Source organism: Paraburkholderia sp. 2C (assembly GCF_054589215.1).
Genome location: NZ_BAAILL010000032.1, coordinates 751,316 through 771,444, shown reverse-complemented (window position 1 = coordinate 771,444; position 20,129 = coordinate 751,316). Strand labels below are relative to the sequence as shown.

Genomic DNA, 20,129 nt, shown 5'->3' with positions numbered 1-20,129 from the left:
GTCACCGCACCGGCGGCATATGCGCGTTGAGCACCGCGACCGCGCGTTCGAGCGCGCCATCGCCGATCGGCACATTCAACAGACGCAGCGTCGCGTCGACGCCGGCGAGGCAGCCGAGAATCATCGCCTCGTTGATGTCGCCGAGGTGCCCGATGCGAAATGCCTTGCCGCTGTGCGGTCCGAGGCCGCCCGCGAGCGCGACATGAAAGCGTTCGCGCGCGATGGTGTAGATCCGAGTCGGGTCGATGTCTTCGCGCACGCCGATCGCGGTGATCGACGTGGAGCGCGCGGCCGGGTCCTTCGTCATGAGCCACAGCGCGCCGTGCTCGCCCCATCGCTCGACGGCGGCGTGGACCGCACGCGAGATGCGTAGATGCCGCGCAAATACCGCGTCGTAGCCTTCGCGCTCGATCAGCTGCAACGAGACTTCGAGGCCCATCAGATGGCTCTCGGGCGGCGTGCCGCAAAATTTACGGTAGCCGACCGGGCTCTTGCGTAAATTCCAGTCCCAGTAGACGCGCGGCGTCGGATTGTCGCGCGCGACGCTCAGCGCTTTTTCGTCGACGGCGGTGAAAGACATGCCCGGCGGCAGCATCAATGCCTTCTGCGATGCGCCGATCGCGACATTGACGCCCCATGCGTCCATCTCGAACGGTGTCGCGGCCAGCGACGCGACCACGTCCACCACGAGCAGCGCGGGATGCCGCGCGCGGTCGATGGCCTGCCGCACCGCACGGATGTCGCTCGTGACGCCCGTCGACGTGTCGGTCTGCACGGCGAACACGGCGACGATTTCGTGCGATGTGTCCGCGCGCAACGCGGCTTCGACGAGGCCCGGATCGATCGGCGAGCCGGCACGCGCTTCGGTGCGGATCGCATGCGCGCCGCAGCCTTCCGCCGCTTGCGCCCACGTTTCGCTGAAGTGCCCGCTGCCCGCGACGAGCACCTTGCCGCCGGGCGGCAGCAGATTGACGATCGCGGCTTCCCACGCGCCGTGACCGTTCGCGGTGTACATCATCACGTTTGCGTGCTGCGTATGGAGCAGCTTTTGCAGGCCGCGTTCGCAGTTTTCGATGACGGCCGCGAGGCGCGGATCGTTCAGATCGAATGGCTGCGCGCTCATTGCGTTGCGCACGAGGTCGGGCACGTGGGTGGGCCCCGGGGTGTGCAGAAGTTTGATGCCGGCGGTCGTGGGGGGATTCGGGTTCATGGCGCGAATCGGATCTTTTTTGATGTGGTTGGCGCGCGCATGGGCTTCTGCAGCACGGCGAACCCGGCGGCGCGGCGCGAGGTTCGCCGCCGGATTCAGGCTTCGCTGCGCAGTTTTGCCAGCGTGGCCATGAACAATTGTACCGATGCCTGGACGTACATCGGATCGAAGCCCAGAAACAGATCGTTCACGCCAAGACGTATCGCTTCCGCGGCCTGCTCGGGCGTGATGGCAAATGAAGTCAGGCGCGGGCGTTTCGCCTTGATTTTGCGCATCACTTCTTCGATTGTTTTGCGCACTTCCGGATGGTTCGGGCCGTCGCTAAAGCCCATATTCACCGAGAGATCGAACGGCGCGGGAATGGCGCCGGCCACGCCTTCGAGGTCGAGAATCGCATCGAGGTCGCGCACGGCGCCCGGATGTTCGATCAGCACGTACAGGCTCGTTTCCGCATTCGCGCGTTTCGCGTAGTCGAGCATATTGGTTTGCCACTGGTATTGCGTGCGGAACGGTCCCCAGCCGCGGATGCCCTGCGGCGGATATTTCGCGTAGGACACGGCGTCTTCGGCGTCCTTGAGGCAGGTGATCATCGGCACGATAATGGCTTTCGCGCCGCTGTCGAGCGCGAGCTTGATCTGCGCGGCGTCGTTGTGCGTGACGCGAATCCAGGCCTCGGCCGGCGTGCCGATGGTCGCGGTGACCATTCTGTAAGCCGTTTCGATCGAGATCGGGCCATGCTCCATATCGATCAGCACGTAGTCGAAACCGGCACGCGCGAACATTTGCACCAATTCGGGGGACGGCGACGTGACGCCGATTCCTAGCGTCACGCCCTCGGGCTTTTGCAACGGATTGGAGAGGTAAGCGGACGGGTTGGCCGGGCTGTTTTGCATTGTGTAGCTCCTCTTACTTGAACGAAGGTTGGGGATCGGTCGGGTCGCGTAGGTCGGGCCGCGCAGGTTGGGGCGATCCACGTCTATTCCGGATAACACGCGAGTCGGGGAAAATAGTCCGCGCAAGTACGCGAAGAGGCGGGGTGCACTCGCACCGTACGCCGGGCGAGAGCTTACGTAGTGCTATCTGAGGGGTAACATCTATTCGGGAGGGGGTGCCGTGAAGGTCGTTATTGCCTATATCGAGGAACCGCCGTTTGGCTGGACCGGTGCGGATCAATCGGCAATGGGTGCCGACATCGAACTGGCGGACTCGGTTTTGCGAGCGATCGGTGTCACGCATGTCGAACATCGGTTGACGACGTTTGCCGAACTGCTACCCGGTGTCCGGAACGGGCGTTGGGACATGAATGTTCCCCTCTTCGTCACGCCCGAACGTATGGCGGAAGTGACGTTCAGCGTACCTGTATGGGCGATCGGCGATGGGTTTCTCGTGCGTAGCGGAAACCCGAAGGCGTTGACTGGCTATGAGTCCGTGGCGCAGCGCGCCGATGCGCGGCTTGGCGTGATAGTCGGCCAGGTCCAGCATGTGTCCGCGCAGGCCAAAGGTGTACGCAACGAGCAGATTCTGCTTTTCGAGCAACAGGCGCACGCTATCGCGGCGGTTGAGTCGGGTGAAATCGATGCATATGCAAGCACCGCGCTCGGCAACCGGATCGTCGCGGAGCGCGTTGGTCTTACGCGGTTAGAAGCGGTCGCGCATGAGTCGAGCGCCGGCGTCGATACCCAGGCGCCGGTCGGGGCGTTTTCGTTCAGAAAGGGCAATCGCGCATTAGTCGATGCGGTGAACGCGCAACTGCGCGCTTATCTCGGTTCTGCCGGGCATCGGCAACACATGGCGCGATACGGTTTCACCGAACGCGAGATCGATCCCGCGTTGCGATAGTCGCGGCACATTCTTTTCTTTCTTTCGCCTGGCATCGATAGGCTTCGCCCGGCCGACCGAGGATCTCTGTCGTGCATGTCACGATTCGATGTGTGCATTTTCTCTCTCGGTTCAACGAAAGACATGAGCGACATCACGCGTCATACATTCGTGCTGGTTCCCGCCGGCTGGTGCGGGTCATGGGCGTGGCGCGACGCGATCGCGGCGCTGCGCAAGCGCGGCCACGATGCGTCGTCCCCGACCTTGACGGGCCTTGGCGAACGAAGCCACGTCGGCAGCGCCACGGCAGACCTCGGCACACATATCGAGGATGTTATCGCCCATCTGGAAATGGAAGATCTACGCGGCGTGACGCTAGTCGGATGGAGTTACAGCGGTGTGGTTGTGGCGGGCGCGCTCGGTCGTGCGCTGACAAGAGTCAAATCGGTGGTTTATCTCGACGCGTTTGTGCCGGAGCACGGCAAGGCGTTTATCGACTATATGAACGCCGGAACGCGCAAGTTCATGGAACGTTTCCGCGCACATAACATCGCTGTGCCGACTTTACCGCTCGAGTACTTCAAGCTGACCGAGCCATCGGCCGTCGAGTTCATCGAGCCGCGATTCAGAAACCATCCGTGGCGCATGCTTTTCAATCCTGTAGCGATTTCGCCGGCTGCTGCTGGAATTCCGCAAGCGTATGTGCGTTGCAGGCTGCACGAACAGGCCGCGTTGGACGAAGCATGCGAACGCGTGCGGGAAGCAGGCGCACGCACGACGACGATCGATGCCGATCATTTCGCGCCGCTTACCGCCACCGAGCTGACGGTCGATACGCTGACCCGGTTTGCTTGAGTTACGCCTGTCCGGCCTCGAACATCGCCTGAACAAACGTACCCATCGATACAAGCGATTGCCGCCCCGCATCGAGCTGCTGATAAAACAGACTCCACGCGTGAATCATGTCGGGCCAGATATCGAGTGTCACGCGTACATCCGCCTGCGCCGCGCGGCGTGCGAGCCGGATCGAATCGTCGAGCAGCGTCTCTGCGGTGCCGACATGAATCAGCAACGGAGGAAGACCGCTCAGGTCCCCATACAACGGAGACGCAAGCGGCGTGCGTGCGTCCGCTCCGTTCAGATACGACGCGGCCGCTTCGAGCAGATACGGTTTTTGTATCAGCGGGTCCACGTCCGCTTTCGATTCCATCGAATCGCCGGTCATTTCCAGATCGGTCCACGGCGAACTCAACCATGCGCATGAAGGAAGCGGCACGCCCATTTGCCGCAGCGAGATGAGGATCGCGAGCGCGAGTCCGCCGCCCGCGCTTTCGCCGGCTAACGCGATATTCCCCGGTGTATAGCCTTGCGAAAGCAGAAAGGCGAATCCGGTCAGCGCGTCTTCGAGTGCCGCGGGGAACGGATGCTCGGGCGCAAGACGGTAGTCGAGCGCAAGTGTGCGGGCCCGCGTCACGCGCCCGATCTCCGCGACCAGATGCCGATGCGTGGCGATGCCGCCCGAGATATAAGCGCCGCCGTGCAGAAACAGGACGACACGTCTCGCGTCGGCCATGGGCGTCCATGTCCATTCGGCGGGCACGCCGTCGGCGTCGACGGCTTCGATATGCGTATCAGGTGAAACCGTGTAGCGGCTAACCAGCGAGAGCAGGCGCGCGCGCCGCTCGGCAAGCCCGGTTGGCCGGGGCGCGGAGGCAAGCAATTCGCGAATGATTTCAATCTGCGGATTGGCCATCTTCGCTCTCCTCGGGAATGCGCATGAACGAAATGGTAAAGCAAAGCGTTCACGTTTTAATACGCGCGATTGTGCGGCCGGCCACTTGTGATGCAACGTTTATAGAAACGCGCGAGCGAAGGGTGTGGCGATTTCATACCGCGTTTTCAATCACGCGTCATTCGTCTGAACGGGTATACCCCTTCTTCATTTGCGGCATGAAGCTTCGTCTAACAGTCGTCGGAAGGGAAACTAAACTACGCAGTGAATCTTTATTTTTGCCATCTTTGTGCGGCAGCCTTGTCGCATTTCTTTATTCGCTTCTATCACGGTCTGCGCGTGACTTTAAATCAACACGTGCATGCCGGCACTCGTTCAATGCATCTCCTTCAGGAGGGCATTACCATGCAACATGCAAGCGGAAGTGATGCGTTGTTTTTGCCCGTATGGATTGCCGCGACGTTCGGCACATTGGGAATGCCGGAAGTGGCGACCGCCGAGTCCGTTGAAGCCGGAACGGTGGAAGTGGCGCGCGGCGCGACCGTACCGTGTGGTCCGCAAGCTGTGGGCGGCAGTGGTCCGCTCACGCTGTTTATCCAGCCTCCGACCGGCAGGACCATGAAACTCACTTATTCAGTTAACGATGGCTGGAACGCCAGTCCGACGCGCGGCGCGACGACCCAGGTTGCCGGCGCAGCGTATGCGGTTGCTTCGCAAACCGAACCGGAAAGCGAAGCCGGCCAGCCGATCACCGTGTTCATTGACGGGCCAAGTGGATTTACATACTTCTGGATACCGGATGTCGGCTGGAAATTTGTCGGTCGCGTGACAGACAGGATTCAATGAACGCGGCTATGCGCGGGCTGTTTTAACGGATTGCATGCGGACATTGCTATTGGCCGGCGCCGGGCCGCCCCATTCACTGGCGCGATGTCAGTGCGGGGTTTGGCGCGACGTTAATGCGACGTCAATGCGAGGTTAATGCGACCACGAAGTCGAGAAAAGCGCGCGTTTTCGCGGGCACATGGTGTCTCGACGGATGGTAGGCATAGAGCGGAAAGCGCTCGTCCGACCAGTCCGGGAAGAGATTGATCAGCATGCCTTCGCGAATCAGCGGCTCGGCGACGAGCAGCAGCATCTGCGCAATGCCGAAGCCGGCGAGACAGGCATCAAGCAGCGCGCTGGGTTCGTTGACGGTCAGCCGTCCGTTCGTTGGTACAGCGAGTTGTTTGCGCTTGCGGTGGAATTCCCAGACGTAGGGCCGGCCGGTCTCCGGGTTGCGGAATTCGAGGCACCGGTGGCTCCGCTCGCTCAGCGCTTGGGGTTCGGCGGGACGCCCATGACGCTCGAGATAGGCAGGCGCGGCCACCGTGACGACCGGTGTATCGAGCAGCTTGCGCGCAATGAGGCTCGAGCTGCGCGGTTCGCCGAATCGCAATGCAAGGTCGAAGCCGTCGGCGATCAGATCGCCAAGATGGTCGCGTGCAATGAATTCGAGTTCGAGTTCCGGGTGCGCGTCCATGAATGCATCGAGCTGCGACCCGAGAACGATGCGGGAAATGACGGGGTCGAGATTGATGCGCAGCTTGCCACGCGCCGATACTGCATTTCCCGCTGCCGCCGCCGCGGCTTCCTCCATGCCACGAAGGTGCGGCATGACGTGCTCGTAGAAGCGCCGGCCTTCGTCCGTGAGCGAAACGGAGCGCGTCGTGCGATTGAAGAGCCGTATTTTCAGCCGCTTTTCGAGGCGCGCAATCGCGCGGCTTACGCCCGGCGGCGACATGTCGAGCACTTCCGATGCGGCCGCGAACGTTCCCGTATCGACGACGGCGGCAAACACGCCGATTCCGCTGGACAGATTTTCGCTGCTCGATTTCATATGCACGGGGCTCCGATGCCGACTGCGACCTCAACGCGACGAACAGCGATTCTACACACTGAGGGTTTTTGACATCGCGAACACGCTTCCGGCAATCAAGCACAAAAGAAGGGAAACGTGCATCAGGGCCAACGTCGCCGCTTCCCGGCGCGCTCGCGCAAGTCACGGTGGCACCCGTGCCGCTACACATTGCCGGCAGCCAGCACGCCGGTATGTTGCAGTCGCCGTCGGGTCTCACGGTTCCCGGCAAACGTTCGATAAGGCCGAACATCATCGCGAATGGTATCGAACGACATTGGAAACCATGCGGGACATCATTCTCCTCAAGTCGCGTGACGTGACGCGTACTGCCGATTTTCCGGTCAACGCATTCGACACAGGAGCCGAAAGTGAGTGAGAAAACGTCTTTTATCGTCCATCTGCCTGGCAAGCCCGAAGCTCGCGAGGAGCTGTACTCGAGCCTGCTCGAGGTGCTCGACGAAATGTCCAATGAGCCGGATTTTGTGAACACCTACCTTCATCGTTCAACTGACGATCCCGATACGCTGGTGCTCTATGAAACCTGGGCGTGCAGCCCACCGTATTTCCAGGCGCATCACCTGAAGAAGGCATATCGCGTCGACTACGAGCAAAAGCTCAGCGGATTTCTGAAGGCGGATCGCCGCTTCGAATGGCTCGATCCGGTCCGGTCGTACGAGAAATTGGCGAAGCGCTTAGCATGAGCGCTTGGACAAACCGACGCCCACTGACCCCATCATGCCGAAGGCTCTTCCTCCCGACCTTTCCAGCGACGCCGCCCCGGGCAAGTCGCTGGCAAGGCATTATCCGCGTGGAACGCGGATCGACCCGCATTCGCACGCGTGGGCCCAGGTGCTTTATGCGGTCGCTGGCGTGATGTGGGTCGAGGTCGGGCAGGAGGCGCTTGTCGTGCCGCCGCAGCGCGCGGTGTGGCTGCCTCCCGACTCCGTGCATTCGATCCGGATGATGAGCGCGGTGGACATGCGCAACCTCTATCTGCGCGAAGCCGACGTGCAGCACCTGAGCAAGGCGCCCGACGTGTTCGAAGTGAACGGTTTGCTGCGCGAGCTGATCGCGATGCTGGCGGAACACGAGTCGGAGCGCGACACGCACTACGCCGATCTCGCGTATCGGCTCGTCGCGCTCGAACTCGCACATGCGGCCCGCTATTCGCTGCGTATTCCGCTGCCCGATGCGTCGGATCGCCGGCTCGACACGCTTTGTCGTGCCGTCATCGAGAATCCGTCAGTGGACGTCAGCTTTGAACAGCATGCAGCGTCGGTCGGCGCGAGCGTGAGAACGCTTGCGCGCTTGTTTTCGCGCGCGCTGGGGCTTGGTTTTGCCGAATGGCGGCGCCAGGTTCAGCTTGCGATTGCATTATCGAGACTTGCCGAAGGTCAATCGATCAGCGCAGTGGCGCACGCGCTCGGCTATCGCCTGAGCAGCTTCAGCGACATGTTCCGGCGCGAACTCGGTGTCTCGCCAAGCGAGTTTGCGTCGAATCGGACTTTGGCCGGCCCGAATGCCGACGGCGCCGGGCGTGCGGTAACAGAGGCGTAATCAACGCCTGAGCGGCGCGCGGCCGTTTGTCCGAAACTCGAAACTTCTTGTCCTGAAGCGCAGCGGATGCGGTCCTAAACTTTGTCCTGTCGCTGCTGGAAACCGGGCACGGAAGAACTCGGCAACACCCGGAAGCAGCCTCCACCGATCAAGGAGCAAGCATGAAAGCCGTTCAATTCAAATCGTTTGGTGAGCCGGACGTGCTCGAGTACCTCGAACTTCCGACGCCGCGTGCGGATGCCGACAATGCCATCGTGCGCGTGAAGGCCGCGTCGATCAACCCGAGCGACGTCAAGAACGTGTCGGGGCATTTTTCGCATACGGTGCCCCCGCGCGTGCCGGGCCGCGATTTTAGCGGTGTGGTGGTCGACGGTCCGATCGAATGGATCGGCACTGAAGTGTGGGGCACCGGCGGCGACATCGGCTTTACGCGTGACGGTACGCATGCCGAATTTATTCGCGTGCCCGTGGCGTCGCTCGTGCGCAAGCCCGCGAATCTGAGTCACGAGCAGGCGGCATCGATCGGTGTGAATTTTGTCGTCGCGTGGCTGGGCACGGTCGAATACGCGAAGCTCGCGGCCGGCGAAACGATTGCGGTGATCGGCGCGTCGGGCGGCGTCGGCGGCGCCGTCACGCAGATCGCGAAGGCACGCGGCGCACGCGTCATCGCCGTGGATCGCCACGCGCCGGATCCGAACTCGCCGGCCGGCCGCCTGATTGACGAGTATGTTCCGATTGGCGACGACACGGCTCCGCGTGTGAAGGCGCTTGCGGATGGCGGCGTCGACGTTGTGTTCGATGCGGTTGGCGGCGTGACGTTCGAAGTGGCGCTGAGCCTCGCGAAACGGCGCGGACGCGTGGTCGAGATCAGCGCGACGGGCAAGCGGCGCGTCGAGTTCGATCTGATCGATTTCTATCACAACGAGACGCAACTGTTCGGCACCGATAGCGCGAAGCTCGGCGTGACCGATTCGGCGCCGCTGCTCAAGGCGCTTGTCGAAGGTTTCGAGCAGGGAAAATTCGAGCCGCCCGTGATTGCGCAGTCGTTTTCGCTTGCCGAGGCGAAGGCCGCTTATCGTGCCGTGGCGGGAGGGACGCGAGGCCGAGTCGTGCTGCAGATGTAAACGCGCGACTGTCTACATCTACGACACGCGAACTGGAGGATCAGAACGTGAAAGGCTATCTCGTTTCGCTCGCAGTCGGTGTGCTGGTCGGGCTGATTTACAGCGTGGTCGACGTGAAGTCGCCGGCGCCGCCGACCATCGCACTCGTGGGTCTGTTCGGCATGCTGATCGGTGAACACATGATTGCGTTCGTGCGGCATGTCGTCACGCATATGGCGGGTTGAGTCGTGCGCGGTGCTTCCTGCTGGCGAGGCCACCGCGGCGCGCTGTGCTTACGCTTGTGTGTCCGCTCCCACGTGCTGCTCGAGCCATGCAAGAAGCTCGCGATTGACGAACGACGGGTTCTCGAGACACGAGATGTGGCCGGCATCAGGGACCAGCACATGGCGGCAACCGATGGTCTCCGCCATGCGGATCGCTTCGGACGGCGGGCGCGGAATGTCGAGTTCGCCGCACATCACGAGTGTGGTCGCGGGGTCGAGCGCGCAGAGGCGCGCGACTTCATCGGGGCGGCCGAAGGTAATCCGCCCGAGCGGCGCGACCGATTGCCGGATCTGATCGGCTGAAAACGCCGCGAGCGAACGCTTGAACGAGATGATGAGGTCGCTGTCGGGCGGCGCGCCACGACGGAAAAACAACGGTGCGACCGCGTCGATGATCGGCGCGGGAATTTGCCCGAGCGATTCGATCGTGTTGATCATTTGCGTGTACTGCGCGAGTGTCGCCGCGGGTTCGGCGCCGCGGTCCGAGTCCATGATCACGAGCGCCTTCACACGCTTCGGTTCGCGCAACGCGAGCTCGGATCCCCACATCCCGCCGACCGACAGACCGATTACCGCGCACTGCCCGATATGAAGCGCGTTCAGCAGTTCGCTTGCCTGCGCGGCGAGATCGCCGAAGTTGCGCGTGCTCTCGGGCATCGCGCCCGATTGGCCGTGGCCCCAGAGCTCGGGCACGATCACTTGATACTTTTGTGACAGCGCTTCGATTTGCGGTTGCCACATCGCCGCGTCCCACAAATAGCTGTGTCCGAGCAGCACCGGAAAACCGCTGCCGTGAATCCGATAGTGCAACTGCTGTCCTGCGATGGTGATGAATGGCATGTCGATATGGGCGTGGCGTGCAAGAAATGGTGACTCGAAAGCGGGACTCGAGCGGCAGAAATTCTGCCTGAAGATCGTAATAACGAAAAGTTAAAACGTAAGGTTTCCAATTGGCTGCCGTTTGCACGCCTTCAAGGACGTGGGCCGCTATCGCCAGTCTGCGCTAAATTCGCAAAGCCGTCGGCGCCTTTCTCCAGGAGGGGCGGCGCTCGCGTTGTCTTCCGCTTCTGTTCAATAAATTCCCGATTGATTATAAATAGTTGGAAAATTTGATGTTATATAAAAGTCAGTTACTAATAAATTAAATTGTAAGATTTTATTCAAAAAACAATAACCGTATGCTTTCCTAAAGCTTTTTAACTCACAAGACAAAGCAATGAGGTGCGGTTCGGTCAATCAAATTTCAAATTTAAATAACACATAGTCTACTGGCACTTTTTGAGCGTGGTCCGGTTGTTATACGAGCTATCCGCGTGGTCTTTAGCGCGTAACAACCGAACTCCATTTGAGAAAGGCCATGAAAACTGAAAACAACGTATTGAAAGCAGGATTTATTGGATTGGCCATAGCCGTCGGCATCGGCTTTACCGCGAATACGGCCGTTGCCGCACTGGGCGACTTCCCCTTGACCGGCGCCAATCCTCATGTGGCCGCCAATACCGTGATAGCTGCCGCGTTCATGAAGGCCTCGACGGTGTCGCGGGCTGGCGCAGCAACCTCTCCGGCAAATGCCCCCTTCAGCCTGAATGTCGTTACGCTGCATTCAGGCACCGTCGTGCGCGAATTCATTGCGCCGTCCAGTCAGAAAGTATTCGCGGTTAGCTGGAGCGGTCCGCGGCCGCCGAATTATGCGGACATTCTCGGCGCCTATTCGGAACGTTATCTGAAGCCTTCAGGCGCGGATTTGATCCGTGTGGGAGGTTTGAGCCAACGAAGCCTGAGTTCGCCGGATCTGGTTGTTCAGTCTACCGGCCATATGGGCCGGTTCAGCGGTTGCGCCTATCTTCCGTTGGAAATTCCGGTCGGTGTCTCCCTTTCAGAACTCCAATAATCGGGGCAGACATGAAAAAGCTGATGGCAATTCTCACTTTCGCTTTGGCGCTCGCAGGTTGTGGCGGCGGCGGTGGCGGCACGGGTGGCGCGGTTAGCCAGATTTCCAGCCAGAATCAGGCGGCCAATTCGGTCAACGTGACGGTGGACAACAAGTTCGGCTTTGTGAACGCGCCGTATGTCACGGTCACGATCTGCGCGCCGGGCAGCAGCAACTGCACCACGATCGATCATGTTCTGGTCGATACGGCTTCGACGGGCTTACGCATCCTGCGCTCGGCAGTGCCGGCGTCGTTAGGCCTCGTCAATGCCAGGGACTCGGCGCAAGGCAATACGATGGCCGAATGTGTCGAGTTCGGTTCGGGCGTTGCCTGGGGGCCGATTTCGAAGGTCGATCTGAAGATTGCCGGCGAAACGGCCTCGTCGTTGCCGGTTCAGATTGTCGACGACTCATTTGCCTCGATTCCCGCCGATTGTTCCAGCGCGGGCCCCGATATCGCTGCAAATGGCGCTTCGTCATTTGGAGGCAATGGGCTGATCGGTTTGGACGTCATCCGTCACGACTGTCAGACTTCTTGCCAGTCTCCCGCCGCATCGATTTACTACGATTGCGCGGGTTCGAACTGCACGGGCATTGCCGTGCCGCTGGCGGAACAGGTGCCGAACCCGGTGATACAGTTCGCGACCGATAACAACGGTATGACGCTGAACTTCCCCGCGGTCGGCGAAGGCGGCGAGAGTACGGTCTCGGGCACGATGACGTTCGGGGTCAACACGCAGAGCAACAACATACTGCCGGCCACCGTGCAGCAGATGACGACAACCGTGTTCGGCGAGGTGACCGCCAGCTTCAACGGCCTGCCGATGCCGGGCTTTGTCGACTCGGGCTCGAGCGCGTACTTTATCGTGGACCCGTCCATTAGCCAGTGTCCGACGAGCTTTTCGAGCGAGCCGTGGTTCTGCCCGCCTGCCCCGGAGCCGATTTCGGCATCGCTTGAAAGCGAGAGCGGCGTCACGCTCGGAGTTTCGTTCACCTTGTTCAATGCGATATCCGAGTTGGGCAACGGCGCGAACGCGGCGCACGAGGGTATCGGTCAGAACCTGGGATTGTTTGGCGCGGATGTACTGGACCTGGGCATGCCGTTTATTTACGGCAAACGCATCACCTTCGGCATCCAGGGTAGCGACGATCTCTCGACAGGGACACAGCCGTTCTTTGCGATTCAGTCGTGATCGGCGTCTGCGGAATAGGGGTGCATCGACAGGTGTTCTGGTCGTTGGCTGCCGGCTGCACATTTCTTTCGTCCTGCCAGATATGAACGGAGGAAGTATTTTTTGCAGCAAGCTGATCGACTGCGTGCTCAAGGATCGTGTAACCCCATGGATGAAACGGAACAACTGCACGCTCCGCCGAAGTCAACCTCGGATCCTGGCCTCGTGGCCCTTGTCGTCATCGCGGGCTTTCACGGGCTGGCCGCGGAAGTGGAGCAGCTTCGGCATGCGGCGGGCGGCAAGTCAACGCAACTGGACGACCGCGACCTCGTGTTGTCGGCGCGTTCGCTTGGACTGAAGACACGCAAGGTTTGCGTGTCCGCGGACCGGTTTGCGAAGACCCCGCTTCCAGCGCTCGCGCTCGATAAGGATGGGCGGCATTTCATTCTCGCGGGCTGTGATGGCGAGAAGGCGCTGATACTTGAAGCCGGTGCCGTTGCGCCGACTATCAGCGCGCCCGAAGCCGTGTTTGCGCGCTGCGGCGGAGAGATGCTCATCTTCGCATCGCGCGCCTCGCTTGCGGGCGAGCTGGCGCGCTTCGATTTCTCGTGGTTCATCCCGGCTGTCGTCAAATACCGGCGTCTGCTGCTCGAGGTGCTGATCGTTTCGGCCGTGCTGCAGCTGTTCGGGCTCGTCTGGCCGTTGATGTTCCAGGTGGTCATGGACAAGGTGCTCGTGAACCGCGCCTTCAACACCTTGAACGTCGTCTGCATCGCATTGCTCGTGAGTTCGACGTTCGAGGTGCTGCTGACCGGCCTGCGCAACTATGTGTTCTCTCATACGGCCAATCGCATCGACGTCGAACTCGGCGCGCGGCTGTTCCGCCATCTGCTTGCGTTGCCGCTTGCGTATTTTGCCGTGCGGCGCGTCGGCGACACGGTCGCGCGCGTGCGCGAACTCGAAAATATCCGCAACTTTCTGACGGGGCAGGCGCTCACGGCTGTGATCGACCTGTTCTTCTCAGTCATCTTCCTCGGGGTCATGTTTGTTTATAGCGTGCCGCTCACGCTGATCGTCGCGTTCTCGCTGCCGGTCTATGCAGGCATCTCGATGACGTTCAACCCGTTGCTGCGTGCCCGCCTCGACGAAAAATTCGCGCGCGGCGCGGATAGCCAGGCCTTCCTCGTGGAGACCGTGTCGGGTGCCGAAACCGTCAAGGCGATGGCGATCGAGCCGCAGTTCACACGGCGTTGGGATAATCAGCTCGCGGCCTACGTGGCGGCCGGATTCCGCGTCAGCACGCTCGGCAACATCGGCCAGCAGCTGATTCAGTTCGTCGGCAAGCTCGTGAATCTGCTGTTGCTGTTTTTCGGCGCGCGGCTCGTCATCGAAGGGAGGTTGTCGGTCGGCGAACTCGTGGCCTTCAATATGTTGTCCGAGCGTGTGGTCGCGCCCGTGCTGCGGCTTGCTCAGCTGTGGCAGGACTTTCAGCAGATCGGTATTTCGATGGCGCGGCTTGGCGATGTGCTCAACACCCGCACCGAGCTTGCGCAAAGCCGTCAGGCCTTGCCCGCGATCAAAGGCCACATCAGTTTTCAAGGCGTGCGGTTTCGCTATCGGCCCGACAGCACGCCGGTGCTCCACGACATCTCACTCGAGATTCGCGCGGGCGAGGTGGTCGGAATCGTAGGTCGCTCGGGCTCGGGCAAGAGCACGCTGACCAAGCTGCTGCAGCGCCTGTATATGCCCGAGGCGGGCCAGGTGCGCATTGACGGCATCGATCTTGCGCTCGTCGATCCGGCCTGGCTGCGCCGCCAGATTGGCGTCGTGCTGCAGGAGAATCTGCTGTTCAATCGCTCGATTCGCGAGAACATCGCCGTGACCGATCCGGGCACGTCGCTCGATCGCGTCATGTATGCGGCGAAGCTCGCGGGCGCGCACGGCTTTATCTCCGAGATGCCCGAAGGCTATGACACCGTGGTCGGCGAGCACGGCGCGAACCTGTCGGGCGGCCAGCGCCAGCGCATCGCGATTGCGCGCGCGCTGATGACCGACCCGCGCATCCTGATCTTTGACGAAGCCACCAGCGCGCTCGACTTCGAGACCGAGCACATCATCCAGCAGAATATGCGCCTGATTTGCGAGGGCCGGACCGTGATCATCATTGCGCACCGGCTTACATCGGTCAGGCATGCAAACCATATCGTTGCGATGGATCGTGGCCGCATCGTCGAGCGCGGCGCGCATGAAGAACTGGTCGCGCGGGGAGGGTACTACGCGCACCTGATTGCACTGCAAAACGCCTGATGCGGCGGATCCGGTCATGAAGCTCATTCAGCTGCAGGCCTTCGGCGACCTCCTGCGACGCTACGGCGCAATATTTCGCGCCGCATGGTCGACGCGCAAGCAACTCGATGGCGAGCCGAAGCTCGCGTACGAGCGCGCGTTTCTGCCCGCCAATCTCGAACTCGTCGAAACGCCTGTGCATCCGGCGCCCCGCTGGACGATGCGCGTGCTGGTCGCACTTGCGGCGCTGGTGCTGCTGCTCGCGTTTTTCGGCCGCCTCGATATCGTCGCGGTCGCCGAAGGAAAGCTGATTCCGGACGAGCGTGTGAAAATTATCCAGCCCGCGCTCACGGGCGTCGTGCGCAGCATTCTTGTCGAAGACGGCCAACGCGTTCAGGCGGGCCAGTTACTGATGCAGCTCGACGCGACCCAGGCTGCCGCCGATTCCGACACTGCGCGGACGGCGCGCATCGACGCGGCGCTCGCCGCGGCGCGCGCGCGTGCGTTGCTCGATGCGCAGAGCAGCGGGCATGCGCCGACCGTGCCGCCGGTCGACGGCGCTTCGCCCGCGCAGCAGGCGGAGGCACAACATTTCGCCGAGGGGTTGTACCGCGAGTACGAGGACAAGCTCAACGCATCCGAGGCCGAGCTTCGCAAACGCCAGGCCGAGCTCGAGACGACCCGCGTCGAGATCGGCAAGCTTGCCGCGACGGCGCCGCTCGCGCGCCAGCAGGCCGACGAATATCAGGCGCTCGCGACGGAAAAATATGTCGCGCGTGCCGACTACCTGACGAAAGAACAGGCCGCGCTCGACCAGGAACACGATCTCGCGGCGCGCGCCAGCAGCTCGCATGAATTGATGGCTGCTGTCGAAGAGCAGCGCGCGGATATCGCCTCGACGATGTCGGCGTTTCGCAGCAGGCAGCTCGATGCGCTCGACAAGGCGACGCAGCAGTACCGGCAAAGCCGCAACGATGAAACCAAAGCGGCCACGCGCCAGCAGCTGCTGAGCCTGACGGCGCCCGTGGCCGGCACTGTGCAGCAACTCACGGTTCATACGTTGGGCGGTGTCGCGACCGCCGCGCAGGCCGTCATGGAAATCGTGCCGGACAACACACTCGAAGTCGAGGCCAACATCGAGAACAAGGATGTCGGGTTCGTACGGACCGGACAAACCGCGCTCGTGAAGATCAAGGCGTTCCCGTATACGACCTTCGGCTACCTGAAGGGGACAGTCGTGGCGGTTTCCAACGATGCGGTTCAGGACAGGAAGCACGGCCTCATGTTCGTGACGCGCGTGCGGTTGCCGACCAACCGGATCCGCGCGAACGGCACCTGGGTCAATCTGACGCCCGGTATGGAAGTGACGGCCGAGATTCAAACCGGTAAGCGCAGCGTCGCGCGGTACTTCCTCGATCCCGTCGTCCAGTCGGGCGAGGAGAGCTTGCGTGAACGTTAGGACCGTGTCCCGCCTCTCGGTGCGGCAGTGGGGTGCCGTCGCGTTATGTCCGTTATGCGTGCTGTGCGGCTCGCCGGCGGCATGGGGTTTCGATCCGCTGCTGACGGGTTCGTCGGTGCCCGCGACGGCCGCCGCGAACATGCTCGGCGACGGGTCCGCGAGCGTCTGCGTATTCGGCGCGCTGCCGAATCCGCTGCCTTTGCAGGATGCGGTCGAACGCGCCCTGTGCGGCAACCCGAGAACGCGCGAAGCGTGGGCGCAAGTCAAGGTCGAGGCCGCGCATGTCGGCCAGAGTCGCGCCGCTTATTTGCCGAACATCAGCGCAAGCTGGCAGGGTGTGCGCGATGACCAGAAGACCGATATCAACGACCTGCCGCAGTTCGATTCGAACTTCCGCAATTTTCTGAGGACCGAAAGCGTGTCGCTGAGCTGGGTGCTGTACGACTTCGGCGGGCGCGAGGCGGCATTGAAGAGCGCGACGGAGCTGCTCGCGGCCGCGCAGGCGAACCAGCAGGCGGTGCTCGATGCGGCTTTTGCGAAGGTGGCGAAAGACTACTACGCGGCGCAGGCCGCGCAAGGCGCGCTCGCCGCCGCGCAGCAGATCGAGCAGACCGCGAACGACAGTGTGCAGGCGGCGACCGCGCGCACGAACCGCGGTGTCGCGCCGATTACAGATCAACTGCAGGCACAGACCCAGTATGCGCAGGCTGTCGTGAATCTGACGAAGGCCGAGGGTGACCGGCAGGACGCGCTCGGCGTACTCGCGAACGATATGAACCTCGATCCGAACGCGCCCATTACCCTGCCGGACGTCGGCGAGGGCGTCAAACCCGATCAGGCGTTCAGCGGATCGATTGCCGATCTGATCGACGAAGCGAAGCGCACGCATCCGAGCGTCCGCGCTGCCGAGGCACGCGTCGAAGCCGCGCTCGCGAAGATCAGACAGACGCGTGCCGAAGGTTTGCCGAGCGTGAGCCTCGTGGCGAGATACAGCCGCAACAACGAGCCGACCAGTTTTGAAATCGGGCAGCCGCAACTGCCGACGACGGGCAGCGAATGGTACGTGGGCTTTCAGATTACGATTCCGATCTTTTCGGGCTTCCTGAAGACGTACCAGGTGCGCGAACAACAGGCGAAAGCGGAACTCGAGAGCGACACGCTCGACGAAGCGCGGCAGCAGGTGGGCCTCGATGTCTGGACCAGCTACCAGGCGTTGCAGAGCGCGACACACAATCTCGATAACAGCGCGATGCTGCTCGATATCTCGAACCGCTCGTACGTGGCGGCCCAGCGTCGTTACACGATAGGGGTGGGCAGCATCCTCGAGCTGCTCAACGCGCAGTCCGCTCTTGCAGGCGCGAAACGGCAGCGCATCGAGGCGCTGACCGACTGGCGTTCCGCGCGGCTGCAACTGGCCGCCAAGCTCGGCGAGATAGGCATGTGGAGTCTGCCGGGCGAGTGAGCCGCACTGCGCGAATGCGCATTTCGTTTACGACGCATTCCGCTGCGCCGCGAAATACGAAATCAATTCGTATGGGCACGGACATATTAATTGCATGTCGAATTAAATTGAATCGGATAAGTAACGGGCAAATTGATCCGAACGGGAACGTGTTGTCGGGAATTGATTTTTAATTAATGTGCGGGAATAGTGATTTGAACATGGGTGTTTGAATAGCGATCACGCTTAACGGCTGGAAGCCCTTCTGCATCGGGCGAAACGACCTGATCGCGTGATTATTTTCCAGATATTTCATGTGCCGATTACCAAACACATTTGTGAAATACTCTGGACGTGTTTTCCCTTTCATTTTGGAGCGCAAGATGAACCAAACGCCGAACGTATTTGGAAGCCTCGGTGCGGCTGCAATGAAGCCCGAGCAGATCATCAATAATCCCGACGGCACCTCGACCGTGCTGCTTCCGCAAGGCACCGCAGCCGAGTCGGACCCGGTCATTCGGGAATTCTCGGGTTCCAACGGTACGGGGAGCTTGCTCGAGCAGGTCATCAACTTCAATTCCGGCGGGTCCGATGTCTTTATCGCGGATCCGGGGGTGCTCGCGCAGATCGGCCAGATCGGCGCGGTATTCGGCGCTGGCGACGTGGGAAGTCAACTGGCGTCGATCGACATCAAGTTCACCGGCGCGAACGGAACCGGTAATGCGACGTCGGGCGACGTCAAGACGAAGGACGGCGACACCTACGACTTTCAACTGGCTGGCTTGCCGCCGGGTGAACTCGTATCGGTGCAGGAATTTTCCGCGGCGGCTCAGGGCGGTCGGCTCGAGGAGACGATTAACGTGTTCACGGACGGCCGCATTCAGTTCAACATGCTGGCCGGGAGCGGCCTTCCGAGCGGCGTCGTCTCGATGCAGGAGAACTTCGATATGAACGGCAATCTGGCGAGCGTGCGAACCGCGGAGTCGAATGGCCAGGTAGTCGTCGAGGCGCTCCACTACGACGCGAGCGGAAATGAGATCTCCCAGACCGTGGAGACGTTCAACGCGCAAAATCAGGTCGTATCGTCCACGACCTCGGCGCCGAGCGGTCCCACGCCGCCGAAGATTGGCGGGGAGGCGGCGATCCAGTCGATCATTACGGCGCTGTCGTCGCTCAATCCGCCGGTGCCCGGCACGGGTGTCGCCTCCTCGACCGGCATCGCGCCACAGAAGGTGACGCTCGCTGCGAGCGCGCATTAAGCTTCGACATCGCCGGAGTCCGGTTGCATCCGGTAACAGCGTGGCGCGGCGCTCGCTGGGGGCACGGTATCGTGCGTCGGCGAGTATCGCGCCACCTTTTTGTCGATTCCTGTCGTTGTGCATGGTGAATGCGCCGCGTGGCATCTCAAGAAAAAGATGATCAAGTACGGCAACACGTGGGCTGCGATCGGCGCGTATCACTCGGAAACGCCGAGACAACGCGAAGCCTACGTGCGCTCGATCATGTCGACGCTGGTGTGCCGGGGCGTGTTGCCGCTGTCGCGTAGACGTGTGACTCATGCAATACATCATGCGAGCAATTCACGGTATCGCCACACAGGAAACCGATGATGTTTTATCAGGAATGCTTGGTAAATCGCGGCGTGGAGCGCTGAAGTGGCCGTGGATCGGCCTTTCGCGTGCACGCTGCTCGATGAGCCGGTCGTGCTGTTCCGCGATCCGCAAGGCCGCTCGCATGCGCTCGCGGACCGCTGTCCGCATTGCTTCGTGCCGCTGCATAAGGGCGATGTGCGCCACGGCACGGCTGGTCGTGCCTAACACGACGCGCGCTTCGACGGGACCGGCCGCTGCACGTTGAATCCGCGCGCATAAGCACCAGCCGACGTGCCCGTATGTCCTTTCGACGTGAAGTCGTACTCGTGCGCGGCCTGCTGCTTCATGATCTCGCCGCGATTGATCGCCATCCGCAGGTTGTTGATCACATCCTTCTTCTTTTTCGGGTCGTTCGCGTTCTTGTCGAGCTGCGCGGCGGCGTCATGAGCGCGATGGTCAGTCAGTGCGAGCATCGGCTTGGCACGGCACCCGTCTTCGGCGACGAATGCGGACGAGTTGCTGCGCAATGCTGACACCGCTATGTATAAAGCGAAGCGCCTGCGCGGTTCCAATGCGCGGACGTTTAGTAAGGAAGACGCGCAGCGTCTCGCACATCGCCTTCGGCTACGCGTACGCCAACTATCG

General features: G+C 61.5%; 20 protein-coding genes and 1 pseudogene. 15 read left to right on the top strand and 6 right to left on the bottom strand.

What is annotated here, in order from left to right:
* Position 1 precedes the first annotated feature (1 nt).
* Positions 2-1,210, bottom strand: a complete 1,209-nt coding sequence (locus tag ACYPXD_RS11765) for a pyridoxal-phosphate-dependent aminotransferase family protein (protein WP_459711071.1) — start codon at positions 1,208-1,210, stop codon at positions 2-4.
* Between the two features lie 95 nt (positions 1,211-1,305).
* Positions 1,306-2,103: an HpcH/HpaI aldolase family protein gene (locus ACYPXD_RS11760; protein ID WP_459711069.1), complete on the bottom strand. Its 798-nt coding sequence runs from the start codon at positions 2,101-2,103 to the stop codon at positions 1,306-1,308.
* Positions 2,104-2,323: 220 nt separating this feature from the next.
* Here ACYPXD_RS11760 and ACYPXD_RS11755 point away from each other — a divergent pair, with 220 nt between their 5' ends.
* Positions 2,324-3,049 carry a transporter substrate-binding domain-containing protein gene (locus ACYPXD_RS11755; RefSeq protein ID WP_459711067.1) on the top strand — a complete coding sequence of 242 codons (726 nt, stop codon included), beginning with the start codon at positions 2,324-2,326 and terminating at the stop codon, positions 3,047-3,049.
* Between the two features lie 123 nt (positions 3,050-3,172).
* On the top strand, positions 3,173-3,883 hold the full coding sequence (locus ACYPXD_RS11750; RefSeq protein WP_459711065.1) for an alpha/beta fold hydrolase: 711 nt from the start codon (positions 3,173-3,175) through the stop codon (positions 3,881-3,883).
* 1 nt (position 3,884) lies between these two features.
* On the opposite strand, the gene ACYPXD_RS11745 is transcribed toward ACYPXD_RS11750, so the two are convergent.
* Positions 3,885-4,781 carry an alpha/beta hydrolase gene (locus ACYPXD_RS11745; RefSeq protein WP_459711063.1) on the bottom strand — a complete coding sequence of 299 codons (897 nt, stop codon included), beginning with the start codon at positions 4,779-4,781 and terminating at the stop codon, positions 3,885-3,887.
* Between the two features lie 243 nt (positions 4,782-5,024).
* Between ACYPXD_RS11745 and ACYPXD_RS11740 the strand changes: the two genes are divergently transcribed.
* A complete protein-coding gene (locus tag ACYPXD_RS11740; protein WP_459711061.1) occupies positions 5,025-5,606 on the top strand; it encodes a hypothetical protein in 582 nt (193 codons plus the stop codon).
* Positions 5,607-5,727: 121 nt separating this feature from the next.
* Here the strand turns inward: ACYPXD_RS11740 and ACYPXD_RS11735 are convergent, their stop codons facing one another.
* The gene (locus ACYPXD_RS11735) at positions 5,728-6,639 is read right to left on the bottom strand and encodes a LysR substrate-binding domain-containing protein (RefSeq protein ID WP_459711059.1); all 912 of its coding nucleotides are present in this window, start codon (positions 6,637-6,639) and stop codon (positions 5,728-5,730) included.
* Positions 6,640-7,028: 389 nt separating this feature from the next.
* Between ACYPXD_RS11735 and ACYPXD_RS11730 the strand changes: the two genes are divergently transcribed.
* The 4 genes from ACYPXD_RS11730 to ACYPXD_RS11715 all read left to right on the top strand — a co-directional run bounded on the left by ACYPXD_RS11730 (position 7,029) and on the right by ACYPXD_RS11715 (position 9,565).
* Positions 7,029-7,361 carry a putative quinol monooxygenase gene (locus ACYPXD_RS11730; protein ID WP_459711057.1) on the top strand — a complete coding sequence of 111 codons (333 nt, stop codon included), beginning with the start codon at positions 7,029-7,031 and terminating at the stop codon, positions 7,359-7,361.
* A gap of 34 nt (positions 7,362-7,395) precedes the next feature.
* Positions 7,396-8,217 (top strand): AraC family transcriptional regulator, encoded by an 822-nt coding sequence (locus ACYPXD_RS11725; protein WP_459711055.1) that lies wholly within the window; start codon positions 7,396-7,398, stop codon positions 8,215-8,217.
* Positions 8,218-8,378: 161 nt separating this feature from the next.
* Positions 8,379-9,341 (top strand): quinone oxidoreductase family protein, encoded by a 963-nt coding sequence (locus ACYPXD_RS11720; protein WP_459711052.1) that lies wholly within the window; start codon positions 8,379-8,381, stop codon positions 9,339-9,341.
* Positions 9,342-9,388: 47 nt separating this feature from the next.
* Positions 9,389-9,565 carry a DUF1427 family protein gene (locus ACYPXD_RS11715; protein ID WP_459711050.1) on the top strand — a complete coding sequence of 59 codons (177 nt, stop codon included), beginning with the start codon at positions 9,389-9,391 and terminating at the stop codon, positions 9,563-9,565.
* Between the two features lie 48 nt (positions 9,566-9,613).
* Here ACYPXD_RS11715 and ACYPXD_RS11710 read toward each other — a convergent pair whose 3' ends face one another.
* Positions 9,614-10,444 carry an alpha/beta fold hydrolase gene (locus ACYPXD_RS11710; RefSeq protein ID WP_459711046.1) on the bottom strand — a complete coding sequence of 277 codons (831 nt, stop codon included), beginning with the start codon at positions 10,442-10,444 and terminating at the stop codon, positions 9,614-9,616.
* A 517-nt stretch (positions 10,445-10,961) separates the two neighbouring features.
* Between ACYPXD_RS11710 and ACYPXD_RS11705 the strand changes: the two genes are divergently transcribed.
* The 8 genes and pseudogenes from ACYPXD_RS11705 to ACYPXD_RS11670 all read left to right on the top strand — a co-directional run bounded on the left by ACYPXD_RS11705 (position 10,962) and on the right by ACYPXD_RS11670 (position 19,709).
* On the top strand, positions 10,962-11,495 hold the full coding sequence (locus ACYPXD_RS11705) for a DUF2844 domain-containing protein (RefSeq protein ID WP_459711044.1): 534 nt from the start codon (positions 10,962-10,964) through the stop codon (positions 11,493-11,495).
* A gap of 23 nt (positions 11,496-11,518) precedes the next feature.
* Entirely contained in the window at positions 11,519-12,727 is a 1,209-nt protein-coding gene (locus tag ACYPXD_RS11700; RefSeq protein ID WP_459711042.1) for a DUF3443 family protein, read from the top strand.
* Between the two features lie 147 nt (positions 12,728-12,874).
* Positions 12,875-15,013 carry a type I secretion system permease/ATPase gene (locus ACYPXD_RS11695; RefSeq protein ID WP_459711040.1) on the top strand — a complete coding sequence of 713 codons (2,139 nt, stop codon included), beginning with the start codon at positions 12,875-12,877 and terminating at the stop codon, positions 15,011-15,013.
* Positions 15,014-15,029: 16 nt separating this feature from the next.
* A complete protein-coding gene (locus ACYPXD_RS11690) occupies positions 15,030-16,451 on the top strand; it encodes an HlyD family type I secretion periplasmic adaptor subunit (protein WP_459711038.1) in 1,422 nt (473 codons plus the stop codon).
* Positions 16,441-17,913 (top strand): TolC family protein, encoded by a 1,473-nt coding sequence (locus ACYPXD_RS11685; RefSeq protein ID WP_459711036.1) that lies wholly within the window; start codon positions 16,441-16,443, stop codon positions 17,911-17,913. The genes ACYPXD_RS11690 and ACYPXD_RS11685 overlap by 11 nt, the downstream gene beginning before the upstream one ends.
* 362 nt (positions 17,914-18,275) lie before the next feature.
* Complete coding sequence (locus ACYPXD_RS11680; protein ID WP_459711033.1) at positions 18,276-19,151, top strand: hypothetical protein; 876 nt, start codon at positions 18,276-18,278, stop codon at positions 19,149-19,151.
* Between the two features lie 132 nt (positions 19,152-19,283).
* Positions 19,284-19,502: pseudogene (locus ACYPXD_RS11675) on the top strand (lysozyme family protein); the annotation flags it as partial.
* Between the two features lie 45 nt (positions 19,503-19,547).
* Positions 19,548-19,709: a Rieske 2Fe-2S domain-containing protein gene (locus ACYPXD_RS11670; RefSeq protein ID WP_459711030.1), complete on the top strand. Its 162-nt coding sequence runs from the start codon at positions 19,548-19,550 to the stop codon at positions 19,707-19,709.
* Here the strand turns inward: ACYPXD_RS11670 and ACYPXD_RS11665 are convergent.
* A complete protein-coding gene (locus ACYPXD_RS11665; protein WP_459711028.1) occupies positions 19,706-19,957 on the bottom strand; it encodes a hypothetical protein in 252 nt (83 codons plus the stop codon). The genes ACYPXD_RS11670 and ACYPXD_RS11665 overlap by 4 nt on opposite strands.
* Between the last annotated feature and the right edge of the window lie 172 nt (positions 19,958-20,129).